The organism is Paracoccus sp. pheM1 (assembly GCF_018499825.1).
Classification (GTDB): domain Bacteria; phylum Pseudomonadota; class Alphaproteobacteria; order Rhodobacterales; family Rhodobacteraceae; genus Paracoccus; species Paracoccus versutus.
Map to the genome: position 1 here is coordinate 1,332,534 of NZ_JAGXCX010000001.1, position 21,285 is coordinate 1,353,818.

22 protein-coding genes and 2 pseudogenes are annotated in these 21,285 nt (G+C 64.4%); 6 read left to right on the forward strand and 18 right to left on the reverse strand.

Translation table 11 applies throughout. The features are described 5' to 3' along the window. Positions 1-105 precede the first annotated feature (105 nt). From KF941_RS06685 to chrA, 5 genes and pseudogenes are all read left to right on the forward strand, one after another. Positions 106-594, forward strand: a complete 489-nt coding sequence (locus KF941_RS06685) for a VOC family protein (RefSeq protein WP_214272887.1) — start codon at positions 106-108, stop codon at positions 592-594. A 100-nt stretch (positions 595-694) separates the two neighbouring features. Next, the gene (locus KF941_RS28305; protein ID WP_276315846.1) at positions 695-817 is read left to right on the forward strand and encodes a hypothetical protein; all 123 of its coding nucleotides are present in this window, start codon (positions 695-697) and stop codon (positions 815-817) included. A 124-nt stretch (positions 818-941) separates the two neighbouring features. Beyond that, the gene (locus KF941_RS06690) at positions 942-1,229 is read left to right on the forward strand and encodes a hypothetical protein (RefSeq protein WP_214272888.1); all 288 of its coding nucleotides are present in this window, start codon (positions 942-944) and stop codon (positions 1,227-1,229) included. Positions 1,230-1,404: 175 nt separating this feature from the next. Further along, a pseudogene (locus tag KF941_RS06695) lies at positions 1,405-2,053 on the forward strand (IS5 family transposase); the annotation flags it as partial. A 77-nt stretch (positions 2,054-2,130) separates the two neighbouring features. Next, entirely contained in the window at positions 2,131-3,330 is a 1,200-nt protein-coding gene (gene chrA, locus KF941_RS06700) for a chromate efflux transporter (protein ID WP_214272889.1), read from the forward strand. A gap of 163 nt (positions 3,331-3,493) precedes the next feature. Here the strand turns inward: chrA and KF941_RS06705 are convergent, their stop codons facing one another. Next, the gene (locus KF941_RS06705) at positions 3,494-3,898 is read right to left on the reverse strand and encodes a hypothetical protein (protein ID WP_214272890.1); all 405 of its coding nucleotides are present in this window, start codon (positions 3,896-3,898) and stop codon (positions 3,494-3,496) included. Positions 3,899-4,067: 169 nt separating this feature from the next. Beyond that, positions 4,068-4,436 (reverse strand): hypothetical protein, encoded by a 369-nt coding sequence (locus tag KF941_RS06715; RefSeq protein ID WP_214272892.1) that lies wholly within the window; start codon positions 4,434-4,436, stop codon positions 4,068-4,070. Positions 4,437-4,503: 67 nt separating this feature from the next. Here KF941_RS06715 and KF941_RS06720 point away from each other — a divergent pair, with 67 nt between their 5' ends. After that, the gene (locus tag KF941_RS06720) at positions 4,504-5,307 is read left to right on the forward strand and encodes a hypothetical protein (RefSeq protein ID WP_214272893.1); all 804 of its coding nucleotides are present in this window, start codon (positions 4,504-4,506) and stop codon (positions 5,305-5,307) included. A gap of 596 nt (positions 5,308-5,903) precedes the next feature. Here KF941_RS06720 and KF941_RS06725 read toward each other — a convergent pair. The 16 genes and pseudogenes from KF941_RS06725 to KF941_RS06795 form a co-directional block, all read right to left on the reverse strand. Beyond that, positions 5,904-6,068, reverse strand: a complete 165-nt coding sequence (locus tag KF941_RS06725) for a hypothetical protein (RefSeq protein ID WP_208861634.1) — start codon at positions 6,066-6,068, stop codon at positions 5,904-5,906. Positions 6,069-6,126: 58 nt separating this feature from the next. Further along, positions 6,127-6,345 (reverse strand): annotated as a pseudogene (locus tag KF941_RS27895) (P-type conjugative transfer ATPase TrbB); the annotation flags it as partial. Positions 6,346-6,526: 181 nt separating this feature from the next. After that, complete coding sequence (locus tag KF941_RS06730) at positions 6,527-7,156, reverse strand: NAD(P)H-binding protein (protein ID WP_214272894.1); 630 nt, start codon at positions 7,154-7,156, stop codon at positions 6,527-6,529. Positions 7,157-7,170: 14 nt separating this feature from the next. Beyond that, a complete protein-coding gene (locus KF941_RS06735) occupies positions 7,171-7,575 on the reverse strand; it encodes a DUF2442 domain-containing protein (RefSeq protein ID WP_036757567.1) in 405 nt (134 codons plus the stop codon). Further along, entirely contained in the window at positions 7,563-7,805 is a 243-nt protein-coding gene (locus tag KF941_RS06740) for a DUF4160 domain-containing protein (RefSeq protein WP_214272895.1), read from the reverse strand. Before KF941_RS06740 ends, KF941_RS06735 begins: the two co-directional genes overlap by 13 nt. Positions 7,806-7,818: 13 nt before the next feature. Further along, complete coding sequence (locus KF941_RS06745; RefSeq protein ID WP_214272896.1) at positions 7,819-8,313, reverse strand: CopG family transcriptional regulator; 495 nt, start codon at positions 8,311-8,313, stop codon at positions 7,819-7,821. Between the two features lie 10 nt (positions 8,314-8,323). Beyond that, complete coding sequence (locus tag KF941_RS06750; RefSeq protein ID WP_214272897.1) at positions 8,324-10,312, reverse strand: conjugal transfer protein TraG; 1,989 nt, start codon at positions 10,310-10,312, stop codon at positions 8,324-8,326. Between the two features lie 151 nt (positions 10,313-10,463). After that, a complete protein-coding gene (locus KF941_RS06755; protein WP_036757570.1) occupies positions 10,464-10,850 on the reverse strand; it encodes a YbaN family protein in 387 nt (128 codons plus the stop codon). After that, entirely contained in the window at positions 10,847-11,170 is a 324-nt protein-coding gene (locus KF941_RS06760; protein WP_036757573.1) for a DUF3817 domain-containing protein, read from the reverse strand. The genes KF941_RS06755 and KF941_RS06760 overlap by 4 nt, the downstream gene beginning before the upstream one ends. Continuing rightward, on the reverse strand, positions 11,157-12,350 hold the full coding sequence (locus tag KF941_RS06765) for an FAD-dependent oxidoreductase (RefSeq protein ID WP_214272898.1): 1,194 nt from the start codon (positions 12,348-12,350) through the stop codon (positions 11,157-11,159). The genes KF941_RS06760 and KF941_RS06765 overlap by 14 nt, the downstream gene beginning before the upstream one ends. Positions 12,351-12,600: 250 nt before the next feature. After that, positions 12,601-12,891, reverse strand: coding sequence for a DUF4167 domain-containing protein (locus tag KF941_RS06770; RefSeq protein ID WP_214272899.1), 291 nt, complete (start codon positions 12,889-12,891; stop codon positions 12,601-12,603). A 7-nt stretch (positions 12,892-12,898) separates the two neighbouring features. Next, the gene (locus KF941_RS06775) at positions 12,899-13,744 is read right to left on the reverse strand and encodes a LysR family transcriptional regulator (protein WP_240540254.1); all 846 of its coding nucleotides are present in this window, start codon (positions 13,742-13,744) and stop codon (positions 12,899-12,901) included. 187 nt (positions 13,745-13,931) lie between these two features. Next, a complete protein-coding gene (locus tag KF941_RS06780; RefSeq protein WP_214272900.1) occupies positions 13,932-15,875 on the reverse strand; it encodes an ABC transporter permease in 1,944 nt (647 codons plus the stop codon). Continuing rightward, positions 15,872-17,062 (reverse strand): efflux RND transporter periplasmic adaptor subunit, encoded by a 1,191-nt coding sequence (locus tag KF941_RS06785; RefSeq protein WP_214272901.1) that lies wholly within the window; start codon positions 17,060-17,062, stop codon positions 15,872-15,874. Before KF941_RS06785 ends, KF941_RS06780 begins: the two co-directional genes overlap by 4 nt. A 270-nt stretch (positions 17,063-17,332) precedes the next feature. Beyond that, positions 17,333-18,508 carry a hypothetical protein gene (locus KF941_RS06790; RefSeq protein WP_214272902.1) on the reverse strand — a complete coding sequence of 392 codons (1,176 nt, stop codon included), beginning with the start codon at positions 18,506-18,508 and terminating at the stop codon, positions 17,333-17,335. A 143-nt stretch (positions 18,509-18,651) separates the two neighbouring features. Then, the gene (locus tag KF941_RS06795) at positions 18,652-21,138 is read right to left on the reverse strand and encodes a TonB-dependent receptor (protein ID WP_214272903.1); all 2,487 of its coding nucleotides are present in this window, start codon (positions 21,136-21,138) and stop codon (positions 18,652-18,654) included. Positions 21,139-21,285: the final 147 nt, after the last annotated feature.

Below are 21,285 nucleotides of genomic sequence, written 5' to 3' on the forward strand. Positions count from 1 at the left end.
ACGACGGATCGCCGTCGGCAAAGCGTCATGCGCAAACCGTGCGGCCCCCGAAACGAAAACTCCACTCGATCCCGCACGAAACCCCCAGACCAAAGGAGACCAGAGATGACCGATCTCGTGACATGCCTGTGGTTCGACCATGGCGAAGCCGGAAAGGCGGCCGCATTCTATGCCGCCACCTTTCCCGAGAGCCATGTCGACCGGGTGAACGCCTCTCCCTCCGACTATCCCGGCGGCCAGGCGGGCAACGAGCTGACCGTCGAGTTCACCGTCCTCAACCGAAGGTTCATCGGCCTCAACGGCGGTCCTGCCTTCACGCCGAACGAAGCGGTCAGCTTCATGGTTCTGACCGAAGACCAGGAAGAGACCGATCGCTACTGGAACGCGATCGTCGGAAACGGCGGCCAGGAGAGCGATTGCGGCTGGTGCAAGGACCGCTGGGGTCACTCCTGGCAGATCACCCCGAAGCGGCTGATGGAGCTGACGACCGATCCCGACCGCGCCAAGGCCAAGCGCGCGATGGAGGCGATGATGACGATGCGGAAAATCGACATCGCCCGGATCGAGGCGGCCGCGTCTGCCGGGACGGCGTGACCGGGCAAGGGACGGCGACGAACGACCGTGCATCGCTGTCCTGCCGCGGCACGAAACCGAACCCTGCCGGCTTCGGAACGCCAGCCCGCAGGCCCTGAGGATGGCGATCTGGACCGGTGAGGACGGCAAGGCCGGGTCGAGTTCGGCCCTGGGCATGGACATGGGCGGTCGGGTTCTGGGCTGTCCCGATGCGCAAGGGCGGGACGGTTTGCGGCGCGGGTGAACATCCCACCCTGCTCATGCTCGTGATCATCAAGCGCTTTCGACGGGCAAGGCCGGATGAACCGGGACGCTGTCGATAGGACAGGATCACCGGCATCACGACCAGCGTCAGGATGGTGGAACTGATGAGCCCGCCGATCATCGCATGGGCCATTGGCGCACGCTGTGCGCCGCCGCCCGTAATGGCGATGGCCAGGGGGAATCATCCCGAAGATCATTGCGAGCGTCGTCATGATGATCGGCCGGAACTGCGCCACGCCGGCGCTGACCAGCGCAGCGATCCGTTCCAGCCCGCGCTAGCGCTTCTGATTGGCGAAATCGGCCAGCAGGATGCCTTTCTTGGCCACCAGCCCCATCAGCATGATGCGTCCGATCATCAAGTATGCTGCCCGCGATCATCAGTGCCAGGATGACGCCGATCAGCAACAATGGCATCGCCACCACGATGGCGATCGGCTGCAGGCCGCTCGCGAATTGCGGGCCTGGGGCCAGATAGGACCATCGCCCGCTCATAGGGTCAGGCCCCATTGATCTTCCTGATGCCGCCGGGCCTGGATGATTCAAGCACCCGAGCTGACGGGGGTGCTGATGAGAAACCTTTTCCGGCTGACCGACGAGCAGATGGAGCGGCCCGGCCGTTTTTTCCGAAGAGCCATGGCAAGCCGCGGGTTGATGACCCGCGGGTGCTGAGCGGGATCATCTTCATCAACCGCAATGGGTTGCGGTGGCGTGATGCTCCACGGGAGCATGGCCCGCCCAAGACGCTCTACAACCGCTGGAAACGGTGGGGCGACATGGGGGTGCTCGACCGGACGATGGAGGGACTGGCCTCCGAGGGGGGCGAGGAGAAGGTCGTGATGGACGCGACCTGCCTGAAGGCGCATCGCACGGCTTCGAGCCTGCGGTCGGAAAAAGGGGGCTCGACGATCAACGCGAGCGTCTGGTCGGGCGAAGGAAAGGCGGGCTGAACACGACGCTGCACGCCGTCGCGGACCCGAAAGATCGCCCCCTCGGCTTCTTCATGACGGCTGGCCAGGTCGGCGACTACACCGGTGCGGCGGCGCTCCTGGACCGCTTGCCCGCCGCCGAATGGCTGATCGCCGACCGCGGCCATGACGCCGGCTGGTTCAGGGATGCATTGCAAGACAAAGGGATAAAGCCCTGCATTCCCGGCCGGAAGTCGCGCGGCAAGACGATCCGCTACGACAGGCGTCGCTATCGGCGGCGCAACCGGATAACGATCACCTGAATACGCCCACCGTGCCGATCATGCATCATCGCTCGCAAAAATGGTCAACCAACGAGGCCTCCCGAATGAACCACAGCCCCCGGCAATCGCAGGCAAGCGTCTCCGAAGTGTTCCGCGTCTTCCTGAAGCTGGGGCTCACCTCCTTCGGCGGCCCGATCGCGCATCTGGGCTATTTTCGCGACGAACTGGTGACACGGCGAAAATGGCTGAGCGAGAGCGCCTATGCCGATCTGGTGGCACTATGCCAGTTCCTGCCGGGTCCCGCCTCCAGCCAGGTTGGCTTTGCACTTGGCCTGACGCGGGCGGGTTGGGGCGGCGCCTTTGCGGCTTTCCTCGCCTTCACCTTGCCATCTGCCCTGATCCTTCTCGGCCTCGCCATGACCGCAACACGCCTCGAAGGCCCGCCTGCGCTCGGCGTCCTGCATGGCCTCAAGATCGTCGCCGTCGCCATCGTCGCGCAGGCCGTGTGGGGCATGGCCAAAAACCTCTGTCCCGACAAAGAGCGCGCCACGATCGCGGTCGCAGCCGTGCTTCTGCTCGCCTGGGCGCCGGGCGCCATGGGTATGATGGCCGCCATTCTCCTTGGCGCGATCGCCGGGCTCGCCTTGAGCAAGGGGCAGGTTGCGACCGGCGGGCATCTGCCTGTGCCGGTTTCACGGACAGCCGGCCTCATGGCCTTTCTACTCTTCGCCATCTTGCTGCTTGGTCTCCCGCTCCTGGCCGGGCAGGCGCAGGGATGGGCGCTGGCCGACAGCTTCTATCGCGCCGGCTCGCTGGTGTTTGGCGGCGGGCATGTCGTGCTGCCGTTGTTGCAGGCCGAAACCGTCGCGCCGGGGTGGGTGTCGGATGACGCCTTCCTCGCGGGGTATGGCGCCACGCAGGCGGTGCCGGGGCCGCTCTTCACCTTTGCCGCCTGGCTCGGGGCGGTCATGGGACCGGCCCCGAACGGCGTCACTGGCGCGGCAATCGCTCTTGCCGCACTCTTCCTTCCGGGCTTCCTCATCCTGATCGGGGCACTTCCCTTCTGGGATCAGTTGCGCCGTACGACATGGGCGCAGTCGGCCATGCAGGGCGCCAATGCCGCCGTCGTCGGAATCCTCGGCGCTGCGCTTTATTCACCTGTCTTCACAAGCGCGATCGGCGGCATGCCGGACTTCGCACTTGCCATGATCTGCTTCGTGGCGCTGATGGCCTGGGAAGCTCCGCCGTGGGTTGTGGTTTTGCTGGCGGCCGTGGGTGGAGCTGCCCTTGGCCTGACGACGTAAGGCGATGGCGTGCTCATTCTGTCAGACCCGAGGGCATTGATCGAACAAAGCTGAATACTCGCCACGTCGAGGGCCGAGGCGGGCCGGCCTCTTTCTTGCAGAAGAAGATGCCCGATGATTGACGCATCGCATGAGTCCGCCTGAGTATGTTTGTGATTGATCGCTAACTAAAGAGGTGCCGCGTGCGCAAGTCAGCGGAGCTTCGCAAGGCCGAGATTGTTGCTGCCGTCCTGGATTTAGCCGACGGGATCGGCCCGGACCGGGTGACGACAGGAGCGGTCGCATCGGCAATTGGGGTGAAACGCAGGCTGCGCTGTTTCGACATTTTCCGACCAAGGAAACGCTGTGGCAGGCCGTGGCCGAGCATGTGGCCGAAACCGCAGCCCTTCCATGCGCGGCGGCGGGCGGAACGGGCCAGATTGTCGAAGATGACCTGGACCTTGTCGGCCAGATCGCCCTTGGCCCTCGCGAACCAATGCTGGAAAGCCGCCAGATTGGGCCGGTCCCGCATCTCCAGCCAGGCGGCGATCAGATCGTCCTTGCTGCGGAAATGATAATAGAAGGCCACTGCCCTCCACACGGAAGCGCATCGTCCGGCCCAGTTGCCAACGCCGCAGTATTTCTCGCGGCACTATTACGACCTGGCCATGCTCCTCGACACAGGAGAGGGTCAGGCCGCTGTCCGCAACTTCGATCTGTTGGCGCAGGTGGCGAAGCACAAGGCGACCTTCTTTCGGTCAGGCTGATCCAGCTACGACACGGCTCGGCCGGGGACGCTGCGGCTTATGCCGGACGACGGCCGGATCAAGGACTTGCGCGCGGACTATCGGGCGATGGCACCGATGATGTTCAATCAGGCTCCGCCATCGTTCGGTGAAATTCTTGTCAGGATTGCGGCACTCCAACAGGCGATCAACCGGTAAGCCAACAGGAGATGCAGGAATGCTGCGGAACCGCCCCACCCGCCGGGTTGGCCCCCGCACCGTCTCGGCCTCTTCCAGCGTGATCGCCTCGAGCTCAGGCTGGGCGCCAACCGGCAGCGACGCGCGGCGCAAGATGGCGCCTGTATCAAAGGGTACGAAGAAAAGGTCGGGAAGGTTCCACATTTTGGTGCTACCCTCCGAATGTACGGCAAACCTGCCAAGAATGTTGGCTTTCCTGAGCATACCGCCGATGCGATACCGTTTAACGAATCGGGCACGGCCCCTGCAAGACGGCGAGCCGGCGTTCGCCATTCCAGTGAAGATGCTTCGCCAACGCCATGAGCTGGCGGCGACAATTTCATTTATTACGCGGCGTAAGCTATTTGGACTATCATATTGGGGCCTACAGCCCGGCTATTTTGATCGAATGCCGCAGGACAGCGGTGTACTCGTTCGCCCGGCTGTGCCGATTGCCGAATTAGTTCCTGGCGCAACATTCCCAGGCGACATTGATCTCCTCATCGTTCCCTACGAGGAGAACGAGCTTGTTCTGGATAGAACGATAGCCATCGAAATCAAGATCGTCAGGGCAAGCTTCGCCAAACAAGGCAAGTCGCCGAATGATTTTGGGGTTACCCAGGCAACCGCCCTTCAGAAGCTCGGGTTTCCTTATGTCGCAATCGCGCACCTCATCGTTTCCGACCAAAGCCCACGCGAAGCCTGGAGACCGGCTGGTCTTGTGCGGATAATCGGGCCTGACGGCCTGGCGGAGCAACTTCCCGATATCGAGACGGATTGGCTGCCCGCCGATCTCATGGAGCGCTCGTTTGGCCGCATGCAGGCGACCGCACCGGAGCCCATCGGCCTTGTGGCTGCATATCTCGGCCCCAATGATGAAAATCTCTTCGATGTCGCGCACGGAACCTGGTTTCCGCTATGCCGCGCGGCACAGTCTGGCGCAAAATCAAACAGCGCATTGCTTGCTGCCGTCGCTGCACTGGTGGAACGGCGTCAGGACTATTTCCTCGACAATCCACGCTACGATCCGGCCTAAAGGGCGCCTCTCTGGTCCATCCTCATTGAAGGAGCTCACCTGGAAGTACAGTTTTAACCATGAAGGAGGACCACTATGACACAAAAGCAGCACAAGACCGTATAAATCGTAATGAAGCTGCTGCAGGTAACCTGTTTCGGCCCGCTGCAACGCAAAATTAACACACCCACAGCGGACGCTATGGGTGTGTTGGTTTCAGTGGTCGCGGAAGCAGGCGATCACCGAGACCAACACTCGCTTGAAGCCTCTGTTTATTAAAATAGGATCCAAGGCCCTCATCTTCGCAACCCATTTAAAGGCATGAGGCCCAAACTCAAAGGTTGTCCTGTGGCATTCACCGCCTATGATGTCTAGCTTCAGTCAGAATCCCAAGCTCCATCTCTTCCAGAGTTCGAGCCTTTCCCCCAAACCCAAGCATTCCAAAGACCTCTCCAGGCCGAGTTCCGGCAACTGCCGGATTCTGCGAGATGGCGCCCTCATCGGGCTTCATATCTGCGATCCGGGCGCTCGAAGCCCCCACTCCTCCTTCGTAACCCTTATCGTCCTCGCTCTCCGCCATTCTCGTTACCCAACTATCAGTTAGTTCCTTCATCACTCTATGCAGCCGCCCAGACCTGATTGAGGATTCTCGCAGCGATCTCCGCCTTGTCTTGGGGCAGGAAGCGGCCGTAGTGCTGAGCGACCATCTCGGGGATGTCCTGGATCGCATAGCTTGCCTGCTCGTACGAGCCGGTCTGCTTGAGGATATGGGCGGCCAGCACGTCCCGGACGTTGTGAGGCCCATGCGGCAGCAACCCTTCGATTGCCCCTTGCTTCGTCCAGCCGGACGATGCGCTCGCCGTCAGTGGCGGACAGCCGTTCGCCCGTGTCGGAAAGCCCTTCGGACAGCCGGTCCACCCAAAGGCGGCCGTCCGGGTTCAACATCGCCTCGACCACGGCCGGGTCTGCAAGCAGCCGGGCAATGGCGGGGCCGAGCGCGGTGCGCAACATGCGCGCGCCGCGCTGAATCGCTTCCTGTCTGTGGTGGTTGATGGTCATGTCGGCCCCGGCTTCCGGCGGCGACGCGACAGACGACCCCGGCGATGGGGTCGATTAAGAAAGCCCGGAAATGAGCAGCTTCAACAAGTATCTGTGCCCGTGCGGGCATCGGCGGTAATCGGCGGTGAATGGGACGGGTCGCAAATGACCCGCCGGCTCTTTGTTCACCCCCGGACCCGGATCAGGCGTGACCGACGAACGGCTTTTGCCGGATGAAGCTGCCCTTCTCCAGACTGTCCAGAATGAACGAGGCGACTTCGGCGCGGGTAATCGAACTAAGCTGTAATCCCGGCGGGATTTCCGTGTAAACCTGCAATGACCCCGGGACGGCCTTCGTCGCAAACGGGGCTGGCCGGATGATCGTCCAGTCCAGATCGCTTTGCTCGATCAGGGCCTCCTGCCGGTCCTTGTCGGCATAGCGGTTCCGGGTAAACAGCGGAAAGATGATGCGATTATAGAGCCAGCCACCGTGGCCGTGCGTCTCGCCAGCACCAACGCCCGTGACGGCGACGAGTCGGTTCACCCCGGCCGCCTTCATCACCGGAAGCAGCGCCCCGGTCGCGTCGGAGAACAGGCTGGTCGGGCCGATGCCGTCGATGCCGAGGCATTGAACCACGGCATCCTGTCCGCCGATATGCCGCTCCAGAAAGGCCCGATTCACCGGCGAGCCGATGGCCACCCGCACCGCCGCCGTCTCGGTGATCCTTCCCGCCGTCCGGGTCTGCGCCGTGATGCGATGGCCGCGCGCCGCCGCCTGTTCCAGCAGGCTGGAGCCGACCCCTCCCGACGCGCCGAGCACGAACAGCCGCATGTGGATTATCCTTATTACTGCATCGCCTTGCGTGGACGGCCGCCCTTGGCTCCGTTCGCACGGGCCGCGGCGGCCTTGGCGGCAGAGGTGGTCTGTCCGGCACGCCGGGCCATCCATGCCTTCGTGCCGAAAATGCCCGCCATAAGTCCCGGCAGGGACAGATCGGCGTCCAGTTCCTCCCAATGCAGCCCATAGCCCCGACCGAGGATTTCGACAGCGGCAAGCTGGTCGTCCGTCGCCCCCTCAAGCCCCTGCGCCAGACGCGGCGGAAAGGCGAAGGTGCAGCCGTTCTCAAGATCGACGATCACCCGGCCTGAAGCCCGGTCGTAGCGTGCGGCGGCGGCGCGTGGCTCATTGGCGCGCGCCATGCGGCCCCGCTCCAGCGCGGCGTCGATTGCGGCATCGGTCAGGTCAGCCATGTATCTCTCTCCATCGAGCCAGAAATGCGTCCCTGTGTTCGGTCACGACAGCCATCGCGCCGCAGCTCGTTCCGCTTCATGTCCTCCGCCCAGACCAGTTCCGGCCCGCCCTCGGGTCCGGCCAGGTTGATCTTGGCGTGACCGTCGCCGAACACATGCACATGCGCCGGCTCGTGGTCGTCGGTATAGATGACGATGCGCAGCCCATGCGCGCGGTGGATGGTGACCATGGGATCAGATAACCTATCGTGATGGGTTTTTCAAGATGTCGTCGATGCTCGCTCCGCGCGACGGCTCATCCTGTGTGGAGAATGCAGGCATATCGCGCGACAGCTCTTTGAGGAACCTGTCGCCGGTCGCCAGACGCCGGCCGAGATTCTGCATGAAGCCCTCGAACCGCTCCGCGCCTTTGGCGCGGGCAGCGGATTGCGCGGCTCCTGTAAGCGGCGGTGTGATGGTCATCCAGAAATGGATGAACTGCGCGACCGTCTCGCCGAGGACGGCGAGATCTAGGTCGAGCGTGTCGATCTGGCGGCCGAGCTTGTCCAAGCGGCGCGACATGGCCGCTTCAAGCTGGTCGTCGGCATCGCCGGACAGATAGGACATGACCGCCGCCTCCACGATGCCGGATTTCGAGACATTGCGGCGCAGCGCCACCGAGCGGCGCAGCGCCATCGCCTCGATCTGCGGAATGAGCGCGGGGTCGAAATAGATATTCAGGCGGGTGCGTGTGGTCATGGGCGTGTCCTCAAAGCTCGATTCCATCATCGGGGTTCATCGCCACCTGCCGGGCCACCATCCTCATGCGCTGGCGCATGGCGCGGGCCTTGGCCGCGTCAACGTCCGGCTCGTCGTCCAGAAACTCGAACTCCTGTTCGGGAGATGGCGGCGGGGCGACGATTTCCTCATGCTCGGGCAATTCCGGCTCGCGGCGTATGCCGGCATTGGCCGGATCGCCCTCGGCTCCGTCTGCGGCGTCGGTCGCGGAACGGCTTTCCGCCGCGACCACGCGGCCGGACCAATCATCGGCGGATGGGCTGGACGCCAGCGGAGCGGCGACCAATTCGGGCGGGGTCAGGATGCGTTCCTGAAACCGCGCGTCCTCGAAATAGCGGGCCTTGGTCGCGCGGATCGGCGGCGTGCCCGCAACCATCACGATTTCGTCTGTGGGCGGAAGCTGCATGATCTCGCCCGGCGTGAGCAGCGGCCGGGCCGTCTCCTGCCGCGACACCATGAGATGCCCGAGCCACGGGGCCAATCTGTGCCCGGCATAGTTGGTGGAATCGCGCAGCTCGGTCGCGGTGCCGAGCGCATCGCTCACCCGCTTGGCGGTGCGCTCGTCGTTCGTGGCGAAGCTGACGCGGACATGGCAGTTGTCGAGAATGGCATTGTTCGGCCCATAGGCGCGCTCGATCTGGTTGCGGCTCTGCGCGATCAGGAAGCCTTTGATGCCGTAGCCCGCCATGAAGGCGAGCGCCGATTCAAAGAAATCGAGCCGGCCGAGCGCCGGAAACTCGTCCAGCATCAACAGCAGGCGATGGCGCGTGCCGGAGGTGGTCAATTCCTCGGTCAACCGCCTGCCGATCTGGTTGAGGATCAGGCGGATAAGCGGCTTGGTGCGGTTTATGTCGGACGGCGGCACGACCAGATAGAGCGTGACCGGCTGGCGGCTGCCGACCAGATCGGCAATGCGCCAGTCGCATCGTGCCGTCACCCGCGCCACCACGGGATCGCGATAGAGGCCGAGAAAGGACATGGCTGTCGAAAGGACGCCCGACCGTTCGTTCTCGGACTTGTTCAGCAGCTCGCGGGCGGACGACGCGATGACGGGATGAACGCCCGCCTCGCCGAGATGCGGCGTGTCCATCATGGCGCGCAAGGTGGCTTCCACCGGGCGGCGGGGATCGGACAGGAAGTTGGCGACGCCCGCCAGCGTCTTGTCCTTCTCCGCATAGAGAACATGCAGGATCGCGCCGACCAGCAGGCTATGGCTGGTCTTTTCCCAATGGTTGCGCTTGTCGAGACTACCTTCGGGATCGACCAGAATATCCGCGATATTCTGAACGTCCCGAACCTCCCACTCGCCCCGTCTCACCTCCAGCAACGGGTTGTAGGCGGACGATCCGGCGTTGGTCGGATCGAACAGCAGGACGCGGCCATGCTTCGCGCGAAAGCCCGCTGTCAGCGTCCAGTTCTCGCCCTTGATGTCGTGGACGATGCAGCTTCCCGGCCATGTCAGCAGCGTCGGCACCACCAGCCCGACGCCTTTGCCGCTGCGGGTCGGGGCGAAGCATAGGACATGCTCGGGACCGTCATGGCGCAGATAGTCCCTGTCGTAACGGCCGAGCACCACGCCATCGAGGCCAAGCAAGCCGGGGCTGCGGATTTCCTTTTCCTCGGCCCATCGCGCCGATCCGTATGTGGCGACGTTGCGCGCTTCCCGCGCCCGGATGATCGACATGAAGATGGCGGCGGCGATGGCGAGGAAGCCGCCGGACGTTGCGATGATCGCACCTTCGACGAAGATCGCGGGCGCATAGGCGTCGAAGGAGAACCACCACCAGAAGAAGGCCGGCGGATAATAGACCGGCAGGCCCGCCAGCTCGAACCATGGTGCTCCAAGCTGCGGCTGGAAGCCGAGGCGGAACGCCGTCCATTGCGTCGCTGCCCACACCATCACCAGAACGATGGTGAAGACGACAGCGATTTGGCCCCAAAGGATTCGTCCTCCGCGCATCGGGACTCCGATCATCAAATGATACTAAGCCGATCAGAGGATGGGTGCCCCCACGGATATCAACCGGAAATCGCACCCGGGAGGGCTGCCGGATACTATCGGCGGCAAAAAGGACGGGTTGCGGCGGGCATCCGGCTGCAATGCTCGCCCTTCATGCCGTCGGCCTTGTGAACACATAGACCAGCCCGAATCCCATCAGCCCGCCGACGAGTGCGATCAGCAGCCAGCCCGGACGACCGCCCCAAAGAAAGAGCCCGAATCCGAGCATGGTGCCGCCCAGCGACATCCATTTCGCCCGCATCGGGATCGCCCCGCGCTCGCGCCAGTCGCGCAGTAGCGGGCCAAAGCGCGGATGGGCCAGAAGCCAGTTCTCCAGCCGCTGCGAGGATCGCGCGAAACAGGCCGCTGCCAAGATCAGGAAGGGCACCGTCGGCAGCACCGGCAGGAAGGCCCCCACGAAGCCGAGCCCGGTGAAGAACAGCCCCAGCGCCAGGAACAGCCAGCGCAGGGCAGTCGATTGCCGCGCGGGACGGGTCATGCGCGGGTCCGTCGGCGCTTCAGGAAAGGCTCGTTCAGGAAGGTGCCGAAGGGGAACAGCGAGGCGGCGAAGGTGCGCAGCCAGTCGGTCACGCTCCACCCCCGCCCCCACAGCGCGGCGATCATCAGCGCGACATAGGCGAGGAAGGCATAGCCGTGGACCGGCCCCATCACCTGCACCCACGCGGGATTGTCCAGCGCGTATTTCACCGGCATCGCGACTAGGAACAGCAGGATCGTCGTCACGCCCTCGACTACGGCGACCAGCCGGAAGAGGTCGAAGAGCCGGTTAGAAACGGGGCGGGCGTCAGCCTGGCTCATGGCTCGGGTCCTTCCTTATGCGTTCGGGGCGGAAGCCCATACCGATCAGCCGCGACAGCACCGGCCAGCGGGCGATCAGGCGCACGAAGCCCGGCGGGCGCGGCGCGGCCTCGCCCTTCGCGTTGCGCTTGCGGCGCATCATCCGCTGCAAGCCTTGGGTGGCGCGGGTCGGGAACATCCGCCGCGCCTGCACCTTTGCCAGATCGGCATCGCGCAGCCGCCCCTCGCGCAGCGGGCGGGCGAGGATATTCGCCGCCGCCACCGCATCCTGGATGGCAAGGTTGACGCCGAAGCCGCCGACCGGCGACATCGCATGGGCGGCATCACCGATGCACAGCACGCCGGGCGCCCACCAGCGCCGCAAGCGGTCCATGCGGATCGACAGCAGATGCACCTGATCCCAATCGGCGATCTCCTCGAACCGATCCGCGGGCAGAGGCGCCAGCGCAGCCAGCGCCTGACGAAAGGCCGGCAGGCCAGCGGCCTTCACGTCGTCGAAGCTGCCCTTGCGGATGACATAGCCGCATTGCCAGAAATCGCCCCGGTCGATCAGCACCAGCCCCTGCTGCGGCCCGGCATGGCTCATCGCCGGGGCCGGATCGTCGGGCAGGCGCGACAGCCGCAGCCAGACCACATCGACGGGTGAGCCGAAGTCGATCACCTCAAGCCCCGCCTGCGCCCGGACCACGGAATGCCGCCCGTCGGCGCCGATCACCAGCGGCGCCCGGATTTCGCCCGTGCCACTATCGCTTTCCCACGCGACACCGCCGCCCGGCAGCAGGGCGGTGACGCGATGGCCCATCATCAGGGTGAAACCGGGCAGACCGGCGGCCTTCGCGGCCAGAAAATTCAGGAAATCCCATTGCGGCATGAAGGCGATATAGCGGCACTCCAGCGGCAAGCGGCTGAAATCGGCGATGGTGACCTGCCGCCCGGCGATCTCGGCATGCAGGTCGGCGGCCTTCTGATGCGGCAGGGCCAGAAACTCGTCCAGCCAGCCCAGCTGCGCCATCAGTTGCAGGGTCGAGGGGTGAATCGTGTCGCCGCGGAAGTCGCGCAGGAAATCCGGGTGCCGTTCAAGCACGGTGACGCGCAGACCGGCGCGGGCCAGCAAAAGCCCCGCCATCATCCCCGCAGGCCCGCCGCCCGCGACCACGCAATCCTGCCATGTTTCAGTCATCGAAAACCACCAGCCAGGAATCTCTGCCGATATGGTCTCTGGCTTGGCGGTAGCGGCGATCCCGTCGCAAACCGCCGGCTGGATGGATCGGATGCCTCGTTTTACCGCCCCGCCTCTGTAATGACCACCTCCGCCATGACGCAGATCGCTGTCCGAATCCGGGCCATTCGTCGCAGCTCCGGCCTGGGATGGGAAGGCGGACATCCAGGCCAGCGGTCGCTTGTCCGGAAAAAACCGGGTCGACGGGCGATCAGATGTCCCGGGCCGCTTGCCGGTGGCGTTCCTCACTCTCCTCCCTGATCCCGTTCATGATCCGCCGGTAATGCTCGGCATATTGCAGACAGGCCTCCATCGCTACGCCGTCGTTGCGCGCTGCCGCCTCCCGTGCGTGATACAGATATGTGGTGACCAGGTCCTGCGCCCTGCCGCGGAGCTTCCCTGCCGGGCCGGAACTCTCAAAGATCCGGTTGACGAGACTGCCGATATTCGACGGCCGGCGCTGTCCAGTCCGAAAATACTGCTGGTGTCGTTGCTGATTCATCCTGCCTCTATGGCTCGCACCGATCTTCGGGGCGATAACGTGCCCGCGTCTTTCCGGCGAGCGCGAGCAGATCGCGCAGGGTCTTGCTGCGGTTCTGCGGCGACCAGAGCGCGTAGAGCCGCACCGGCTCGTCGTCATCCGCGATCCGGCGCCAGATCAGACCTTCCGATACCGAGGCCTTCAGACTGGTGCCGGAAAAAGTGACGCCCTCGCCATGGGCGACCATCTGCATGAGCGTGTCCCGTTCCACGTCGACGCGGCGAAAATGCAGGGTTATTCCATGTTCCGCCATCCGCCGCACGGCATGGTCCCGCACCAGCGGCCCTGCCCCACCGTGCCTGATCAGAAAGGTCTCGCCGTCCAGATCGCGCCAGAAGATCTCATCCCTTCCGGCAAGCCGATGGCTCTCGCCGAGCATCAACACCAGCGGCTCCGACCAGAGCAACCGGCTGTGGCATTGCGGGGCACGCGGATCGCCGACCACCAGGGCGATATCGACATGATCCCCGATGACGGCGGGAACCGCTTCCTCGACCGGCCCTTCGGTGACGGCGTGGTCGATCTGGCCGAGACCGGCGGCGATCTCGGCCACGAAGGCCCGCCCGGCCTCCGTCAGACGCACGCCCCTGTGGCGGCGCTCGAAGACGATGATGCCGATCTCTTCTTCCAGGTTGCGGATCCGCGTGCTGAGGCTGGACTGGCTCATGCCGAGCGCCTCGGCCGCATGACGGAAGTTCAGGTGTTCGGCCACCGCGAGAACCTGCGTCAGCGACAGCAGCGATATCCGCCGCCCGACGCGGGCAACGCTGCTGCGGGCGGTCATCCGCTGATCTGAGGATTCATCACGGCTCATGGGCCATTCTCCTCACACCCACATGCCTGCAGAGGCTGCAAAAAATCCCGGACCATGCTGTTCCTCCTCTTACTGCCCTGTCCCTCGTCGTGTTTGCCGCCCATGGTTCTGGCTGGCTGACCGGACGAGAACGCGGAGATCCGGATGGCAGGCGTGCAAAGGCAAAATCGGTTGGTGGTTCAATTCCTCATTGGCTGGCCAGCGCCTCGACGGGGCTTAGCCTGGCGGCGCGGATGGCGGGGACCAGGCCGAAGGCGGCGCCCATGGCGGTGGCGCCGGCCAGCGCGCCAAGCGCCACGGTGACGGAAAACACCACCGGCATGCCGAAGCCCGAGGCGGCGACCGCGCCGATCCCGCCCGCCAGCGCCAGCCCGGCCAGGCCGCCAAGCGCCGACAGCACCGTGGCCTCGGTCAGGAACTGCACCAGGATGTCGCGCATCGAGGCGCCGGTGGCGGCGCGGATGCCGATCTCGCGGGTGCGTTCGCGCACGGTGATGAACATGATGTTCATCACCCCGATGCCGCCGACGAAGATCGAGATCGCCGCGATGGCGCCCAGCAGCAGGTTCTGCGAGGCGCGCTCGGCCTCGGCTGCGGCAAAGGCGCCCGCGGCATCGGCCAGCCAGAAATCCTCGGCCCCGTGGCGCTGGGTCATCACCTGGCGCAGCAGCGCGTTCGTCTCGTCCAGCCGCGCCATGTCCTGCAATGCGACCACGATCACCGACAGCTCGCCCGGCCCGTAGACCCGGCTTTCCAGGCTGGCAAGCGGCATGGCCACCACCTTGTCGCGGTCGCTGCCGTCCTGGCTCAGCCCCTTGGCCTCCAGCACGCCGCCGACCAGAAAGGGCGACATGTTGACCATGACGAACTCGCCCGTCGGATCGCGGGTGTCGGGAAACAGCGTCCGCGCCACGGTCGCGCCCAGAAGCAGCACCGGGCTGCCGCCGCGCTCGTCCGTTTCGGAAAAGAAGCTGCCGCGCACCACGTCCCAGCCATGCACGCCGCGGAAATCGCGGTCGGTGCCCAGGATGTCACTGTCGATGGACAGCCCGCCCGCGGCGACCCTCGCCTGTTCCCACCGCCCCGGCATCACGCCCGCGACATTGGGCAGGCCCTTCAGCGCCATCGCATCCTGAAGCGTCAGCGGCCGGCGCGGCATGCGCGTGTCCTGGTCCGAGCCGACCACGACCCAGTTGGTGCCGATGGCCGAGGCGCGGCGGATGAACTCCTCCTGCGCGCCGCGGCCGATGGCCAGCATGGCGACGACCGAGGCCACGCCGATGACGATGCCCGACAGCGTCAGCGCGGTGCGCACCGGGCTGGCGGCGATGGCGGCAAAGGCCGCGCGGGCGGCCTCGCGCAGGGTAGAGAGAAGCGCCGGGCGGCGGTGGACCGGCGGCGGCAGGTCCGGGGCCGGCTCGGCCGGCGGGGCAAAGCCGCTGTCGCCGGCGATCCGCCCCTCGGCCACGCGGATCACCCGACCGGCGCGGGCGGCGATGTCGGCGTCATGGGTGATCAGGATCACCGTATGGCCCTTGGCGGCAAGATCCGACAGCAGCCGCATGACCTGCCGGCCGCTTTCGGCGTCGAGCGCGCCGGTCGGCTCGTCCGCCAGGATCACCGCGCCGCCGTTCATCAGCGCCCGCGCGATGGACACGCGCTGCTGCTGGCCGCCCGACATCTGCGCGGGACGCGCCCCCATCCGGTGCCCCAGCCCGAGGCTTTCCAGCAGCGCCGCCGCCCGCGCCCGCCGCGCCTCGCGCGCGGCCCCGGCATGGCTGGCGGGCAGCGCGACATTCTCCAGCGCCGTCAGCGTCGGGATCAGGTTGTATTGCTGGAAGACGAAGCCGAACAGGCGATTGCGCAGCCCCGCCTGCGCGTCGCGCGACAGCCGCGCCACGTCCTGCCCGGCCAGGTGATAGCTGCCCGCCGTCGGCCGGTCCAAGAGGCCGAGGATGTTCATCAGCGTCGACTTGCCGGACCCCGAGGTGCCGACGATGGCCACGAACTCGCCCGCGCGGATGTCGAGGTCGATGCCGCGCAGCACATGGGCGCGCGCCGCACCCTCGCCGAAGACCCGGTGCAACCCGCGGATGCGGATCAGCGGAAGGTCATCCGCCGGGGCGGTCACGGTGCGATCCTCAGCAAAGGCTCGCCCTCGGGGGGGCGGGTGCCGGTGATCACCAGCTCGCCTTCCTCCAGCCCCGAGGTGATCTCGACATGGGAGCGGGTGCGCATTCCGGTCCGGGGGCGGCGGGTTTCCGGCATGCCGGCGCGGTTCAGAACCCGCACGGCCCCGTCCTCGTCCAGCGCCGAGACCGGGATGGCCAGCACGTCCGCCACGCTTTCGGTGACGAAGAAGACCTGCGCGGTCATGCCCGAAAGCAGCGCGCCGCCCGGATTGGCGATGTCGAACAGCGCCACGTAGGTAACGACGGAATTGGCCTCCTCGCCCTCCTTGACCGGCGGCGCGGGCAGCACCTGGCGCAGGGTGGCGCGATGCTTGCGGTCGGGAAAACCGAGCGTGGTGAACCAGACCGGCATGCCGGGGCGCAGATGCACCACATCCGCCTCGGAGACGTCGCTGCGCACCGTCATGGTGGCCAGGTCGGCGATGCGCAGGATCAGCGGCGTGTCGTAATTGGCGTTCAGCGTCTGCCCCTCGCGCGCCAGGGCGGCGACCACGGTGCCGGCCATGGGCGAGGTGATGCGTGAGCGGGCCAGCGTCGCCTCCTCGGCACGCAATTCGGCGCGGCTGCGGCGGATGGTGGCGTCCAGCGCCTCGATCCGGGCGCGCAACACGTCGCGGTCGCGCTCGGCCTCTTCCAGCGTCACCCGGCTGCTGCTGCGCCCGGCCAGCGAGGAATGCCGCCCGGCCTGGCGTTCGGCAAAGCCCAGCTGCGCCTGCAATTCGCTGCGCTCGGCGGCCAGGCGGGCCAGTTCGGCCTGCAAGCCCTCGACCTGCGCCGCCTGCACCTCGGCGTCGATCTCGGCCAAGAGCTGCCCCGCCTCGACCCGGTCGCCGGCCGCGACATGCAGCCGGCGCAACTGCCCCGAGACCTGCGCGCCCACATCGACATGGGCATGCGGCTCGATCCGGCCCGAGGCGGTCACGGCGTTTTCCAGGTCGCGGCGCATGACCGGCGCGGTGTCATAGGCGACGGCGGGCGGCCCGCCGCGCAGATGCCACAGCCCCGCGCCCGCCAGGGCGGCCAGCGCCAGCACGGCCAGCGCGACCCACCGCTTGCCGGGGCGCCGGATCGGGGACGATTCCTGCCATGGCGCAGGGATCTCCGTGCCGTGATTGAGGGCATTCATTCGGCAAACCCATCCTTGATCCGTTCGGGGCTGGCGGCGACGGCTTGCGATGGTTCGGTGTGACCTGCCCGGATGACCCGAACACGATCCTATACGTCTTGACCTGGCTTGGCGGCCCGGTGCCGGGCGCTCGCAGATAGCGAGGCCGGCAGCCGGCAGGGCTGGCTCAGGACGCTCCGGCGCCGGACAGCAGCCCCGGCACATGCCCAGGCTCATGTCCCATACCGCAAATCGTGGTGCAACAGGATGCTGCACCACGCGTTCAAACTCTCATCGATCCGCAGCGGGCAGCTTCTCCAGATCGACCCGAATGACCGAATCCAGCGCGCCTTCGCGATAGTCGGGATGCTCCTTGTCATGCGGAACCTTGACGGTCACGAACAGGGTCTGGCCGTCTTTGCTGACCTCAAGGCTGTTGGGGTGCACGGGCAGCGGAATGCGCTGCTTTACCGCATAGTCCTGCGCACCGATCACCACCAGCCCGCCGGTGCCTGCGTTTTCCTTCCGTGTCGTGCCCCGCCAGGTGGCATAAATCTCCGACCGGGCAGGATTGAACGCCACGTCCAGCGTGCCGGGGCCGACAGGGATTTGATTGACCACCTTGCCGTTGGCAATATCGAAGACGTAAATCGCGCCCTTGTTCGCGTCGGCCGCAAACAGGCGCTGGCCTTCGGTGTCGATCGCCAGATTGAGGAAGAAATGCTGTGAAGCCTCGGCCGCCTCCTCGGTCGTATCGCCGGTCGAGATCATGCCTGCCCGCTCGCCGCTGACCGCGTCGATGACCGAGATTTCCTCGATCCCGCCACCGCTGGCGTAGAAACGTCCCGCACTCGCATTATAAGCCGCACCGGCCGGCCATAGCCCGCCCTCGATCCGGTGCAGCAACTCGCCCGCCTTCAGGTCCACAATCCAGACCACGCCCTCGCGGCCGGGACTGGTGACGAAGGCAAGGCCCCTGTCTTCGTCCAGCGTGATCATGCGGGTGTGTTCGAAGCCGCCCTCCTCCTTTTCCAATCCGAGCTGGATGGTGTCGAGAATCTGCCCGCCCTTCGCGTCGATCACGGTCAGCGAGCCGTCCAGCGTATTGCCGGCGTAGAGCCGCCCGGTTCTGCGGTCCAAGGCCAGCGCAAAGGGCCGGCGGGGCAGCTGGATCTGGCGAATGGGGTGCAGGTCATCGGCGTCCAGCACATGGATGAAGCCCGCCGTGCCTTCATCGAAGGACGGCACCGACGCGACGAAGGCCAGCCCTTCCTCCATCCAATGCACGACCTCATAGGCGCCGGGGATCGTGTCGGTGCGGATCATGGCGGGGGCAAATTCGGCCGTTGTCAGCGGTGCGGGTTCATTCGGCGCCTGCTGTGCGACAGCGGGCATCGCTAAGGTCAGTGCCAAAGCCACTGGCAGCACCATACGGAGCAAGTCTGTGCGGATAGTTAAGGGGATCATCAGTATCTTCCTGTTTCGAGCCGCAAGTACGGTGGTTCAAGGGAAGGGGCGGAAACGACCAGCAATGACCGCATCCATTACGAATTGGTTCGGGTTCTCACGAGACTCTGAAACTCCCGAACCCTCACATGAATACGATTACCTCAGAATGTACTGCGGAACGTCAACGCGATCTCGCGCGGGGGGCCGTAGAAATTGTTCTTGGACAAGGTGCCGAGCTGCGCATAATAGCCTCTATCAAAGACGTTGTTGATATTCAATGTCAGTGACGCGTCGTCGCTGAAATCATAGCGTACACTCAGATCCGCTACGGCATATCCACCTTGCCCAAAATTGAAGGGTACCTCGCTCCACTCCCCACCGGCACGCTCAACCCACTCCGTCCCACTAACCTTGGTGGTGCTTTGCGCGCGCAGGCCGGCGCCGATCGTCCACTTCGAATAATCATTAGGAAGGTTGTAGTTCGCCCATACCTTCACCAGATGTCTTGGGGTGATGGCGCTGTAAACACCGTTAGTTTCTTTATTTTTGTTGATATTAAGCGTATAGCCGGCGAATAGTTGAAGCCCTGACGCGACCTCACCTGAAACCTCTATGTCCAACCCCCTGCTAGTTACCTCACCGTCGACAAGATAACAGCAACTACTACCATTTCCTGGGTTAGACGCACCAGCGTAACGGGGATCCCGAACGGCCTCGCCCTCGCGCTTAGTATAGTAAGCCGCGAGGCTTGCGTTCATTGCTCCCCCCAGAAGTTCTCCCTTAAGACCAGTTTCGAAGGTGCGTCCGGTAATCGGGTTTAACGGAGATCCCGGCTCAGGGCCACGCAAATAGCGTGATTGCGATTGATAAATCGTTGCAACGCTTGCATATGCTGTCCAATCCCGGTTGAGGTCATGCGATACCGCAGCAAAAGGCGTCAGCACCCCATTATCGCTGTAATCAATAGCCTCACGCCAATTCACCGACCCGTCGCGATTGTAACTCGCTCGATGAAAGGAATACTTGTAATTTCCATAACGCGCGCCAAGGATGATCCGGGTTTGATCGCTCATTTCGAACTTTCCACGCGCGTATACACCATAGCGCGTTTCCGTGTATGGGTGGAAATTGAAATAATAGTCTCCAGGAAAATCCGGTATAGTCGCAATCGGCCAATTCGCATCGCCCACATCGTCCAGATTGACTGCTGGTCCGGTGAATTCGCTGCGGTTTACGTCTGAGCTGTGCTTTGCATAGTCTAAGCCAATAACAATATCTGCGCGACGCCCAAGCAGATCAAAAGCGCCAGAGATATTCGTATCAGCTTGGATCTGATAACCATCGGCCCAATTATGTGACCCGTTATAGATCAAGCCATCGCCGGTCAGCGGATCAACCGCACCTGCCAGGTAGCCATAGAGGCCGCGGTATTTATGCTCGGCATAAGTAAGATTACTATTCCAAACCCAACCATTGGCAAAGTCATGCCGCAAACCCGCAAAAATCTCCCAGCCCTTATGATCCAGATCGGCCCAATCGGTGCCGAGGCTGGCTTCGACTGGAAGGTCGATATCAGAACCGTCCAGATAGCGCGGCATACCAGCCCACCAGGGAGCACTGCGCTGCCGATCGTAGCTACCACCGAAGGTTAGAACGGTGCTGTCGCCTAGGTCCGCTTCGATGATCGCGTAGAACGACCGGTTGTCCAATTCGCCCCCGTTATAGAAGGTGTCGCCCTTTTCCGCAGAAAGGATCATACGCGCCCGCACGTCGCCATCCTTAGTTAACGGGGTGCTGTAGTCATAGCTTACCGTCGCCCGATTCCAGTTGCTGTAGGACAGTTCGGCTGTGCTTGCCCGCTCGTCCAGCGGCCGCTTGCGTACCAGGCTAATGACACCGCCCGCCTCGCCATTACCCGAGAACAGCCCATCGGCCCCACGCAGCACCTCAACGCGATCATAGCGCGATAAGCCGATACTGCCGATCGCATCGTAGGAACTGGTCACGCCGACCGCGCCGCCGTCGATGCGCAAATTGCTGATTTCAAAGCCACGCGCGAAAAATCGGCCCGCGCCATAGTACTGATCCGGGCTCACGGTCACACCAGTCGCGCTGTTCATGGCGGCGCCAAGGTCCGTCAGACCGCGATCCTTAATCTGCCGCGTGGTGATCACTGTGACAGATTGCGGCGTCTCCCGCAGGGTCTCGTCGGTTTTCCCGATGGTACTGGCCGTCGTCGTATAGCTGTTGCTACCCTCGGTGTTCGCACCGCCTGCCTGAATCGTAATCGTGTCCAGCATGATGGAGCCATCCGGAGCCACGCCCGATGCCCCTGCGCTGATCGGCACGATCGTCACCGTATTGGCGGCGGTGTATTGATACGTCAGACCGCTGCCCGAAAGGAGACGGGAGAGCGCCTCATCCGCTGTCAGATTTCCGGACACACCCGGCGACTGCTTGCCGCGCACGAGATCGGCCGGGTAGAGGATCTGGAGGCCAGAGCGTTCACCGAAACGCGTGATGGCCGAGCCGAGCGGTCCGGCAGGCACCGCATAAGTAATCGATGCCTCCTGGGCTGCTGCGGGAAGATAAAGCCCGCCGCCCGAGATGATGGCTGTCGACGTCAACAGCGCGAGGGTGATGCGCATGCCAAGACCCGTCTTGGCCTGGCTGCGGGGGAAACTCTGCCTCATGATATCAAAAACTCCCGTCCATATGGTTGAGGCGGCACCCGAAACGATGCCTGATATCCCCTAGACGGCTGTCAGGCGGGTGCACCTCACCCCCCTCCGGCA

What these genes read in the sequence shown, in the direction of transcription:
- KF941_RS06755 (WP_036757570.1), bottom strand. Translation starts at nt 10,850, where the DNA reads ATGACCCGTCCCGCGCGGCAATCGACTGCCCTGCGCTGGCTGTTCCTG.
- KF941_RS06770 (WP_214272899.1), bottom strand. Translation starts at nt 12,891, where the DNA reads ATGAATCAGCAACGACACCAGCAGTATTTTCGGACTGGACAGCGCCGG.
- KF941_RS06690 (WP_214272888.1), top strand. Translation starts at nt 942, where the DNA reads ATGAGCCCGCCGATCATCGCATGGGCCATTGGCGCACGCTGTGCGCCG.
- KF941_RS06745 (WP_214272896.1), bottom strand. Translation starts at nt 8,313, where the DNA reads ATGACCACACGCACCCGCCTGAATATCTATTTCGACCCCGCGCTCATT.
- KF941_RS06775 (WP_240540254.1), bottom strand. Translation starts at nt 13,744, where the DNA reads ATGAGCCGTGATGAATCCTCAGATCAGCGGATGACCGCCCGCAGCAGC.
- KF941_RS06785 (WP_214272901.1), bottom strand. Translation starts at nt 17,062, where the DNA reads ATGAATGCCCTCAATCACGGCACGGAGATCCCTGCGCCATGGCAGGAA.
- KF941_RS06720 (WP_214272893.1), top strand. Translation starts at nt 4,504, where the DNA reads ATGCGATACCGTTTAACGAATCGGGCACGGCCCCTGCAAGACGGCGAG.
- KF941_RS06740 (WP_214272895.1), bottom strand. Translation starts at nt 7,805, where the DNA reads ATGGTCACCATCCACCGCGCGCATGGGCTGCGCATCGTCATCTATACC.
- KF941_RS06765 (WP_214272898.1), bottom strand. Translation starts at nt 12,350, where the DNA reads ATGACTGAAACATGGCAGGATTGCGTGGTCGCGGGCGGCGGGCCTGCG.
- KF941_RS06795 (WP_214272903.1), bottom strand. Translation starts at nt 21,138, where the DNA reads ATGCGCATCACCCTCGCGCTGTTGACGTCGACAGCCATCATCTCGGGC.
- chrA (WP_214272889.1), top strand. Translation starts at nt 2,131, where the DNA reads ATGAACCACAGCCCCCGGCAATCGCAGGCAAGCGTCTCCGAAGTGTTC.
- KF941_RS06715 (WP_214272892.1), bottom strand. Translation starts at nt 4,436, where the DNA reads ATGTGGAACCTTCCCGACCTTTTCTTCGTACCCTTTGATACAGGCGCC.
- KF941_RS28305 (WP_276315846.1), top strand. Translation starts at nt 695, where the DNA reads ATGGCGATCTGGACCGGTGAGGACGGCAAGGCCGGGTCGAGTTCGGCC.
- KF941_RS06750 (WP_214272897.1), bottom strand. Translation starts at nt 10,312, where the DNA reads ATGCGCGGAGGACGAATCCTTTGGGGCCAAATCGCTGTCGTCTTCACC.
- KF941_RS06735 (WP_036757567.1), bottom strand. Translation starts at nt 7,575, where the DNA reads ATGGCTGACCTGACCGATGCCGCAATCGACGCCGCGCTGGAGCGGGGC.
- KF941_RS06685 (WP_214272887.1), top strand. Translation starts at nt 106, where the DNA reads ATGACCGATCTCGTGACATGCCTGTGGTTCGACCATGGCGAAGCCGGA.
- KF941_RS06760 (WP_036757573.1), bottom strand. Translation starts at nt 11,170, where the DNA reads ATGAGCCAGGCTGACGCCCGCCCCGTTTCTAACCGGCTCTTCGACCTC.
- KF941_RS06730 (WP_214272894.1), bottom strand. Translation starts at nt 7,156, where the DNA reads ATGCGGCTGTTCGTGCTCGGCGCGTCGGGAGGGGTCGGCTCCAGCCTG.
- KF941_RS06790 (WP_214272902.1), bottom strand. Translation starts at nt 18,508, where the DNA reads ATGATCCCCTTAACTATCCGCACAGACTTGCTCCGTATGGTGCTGCCA.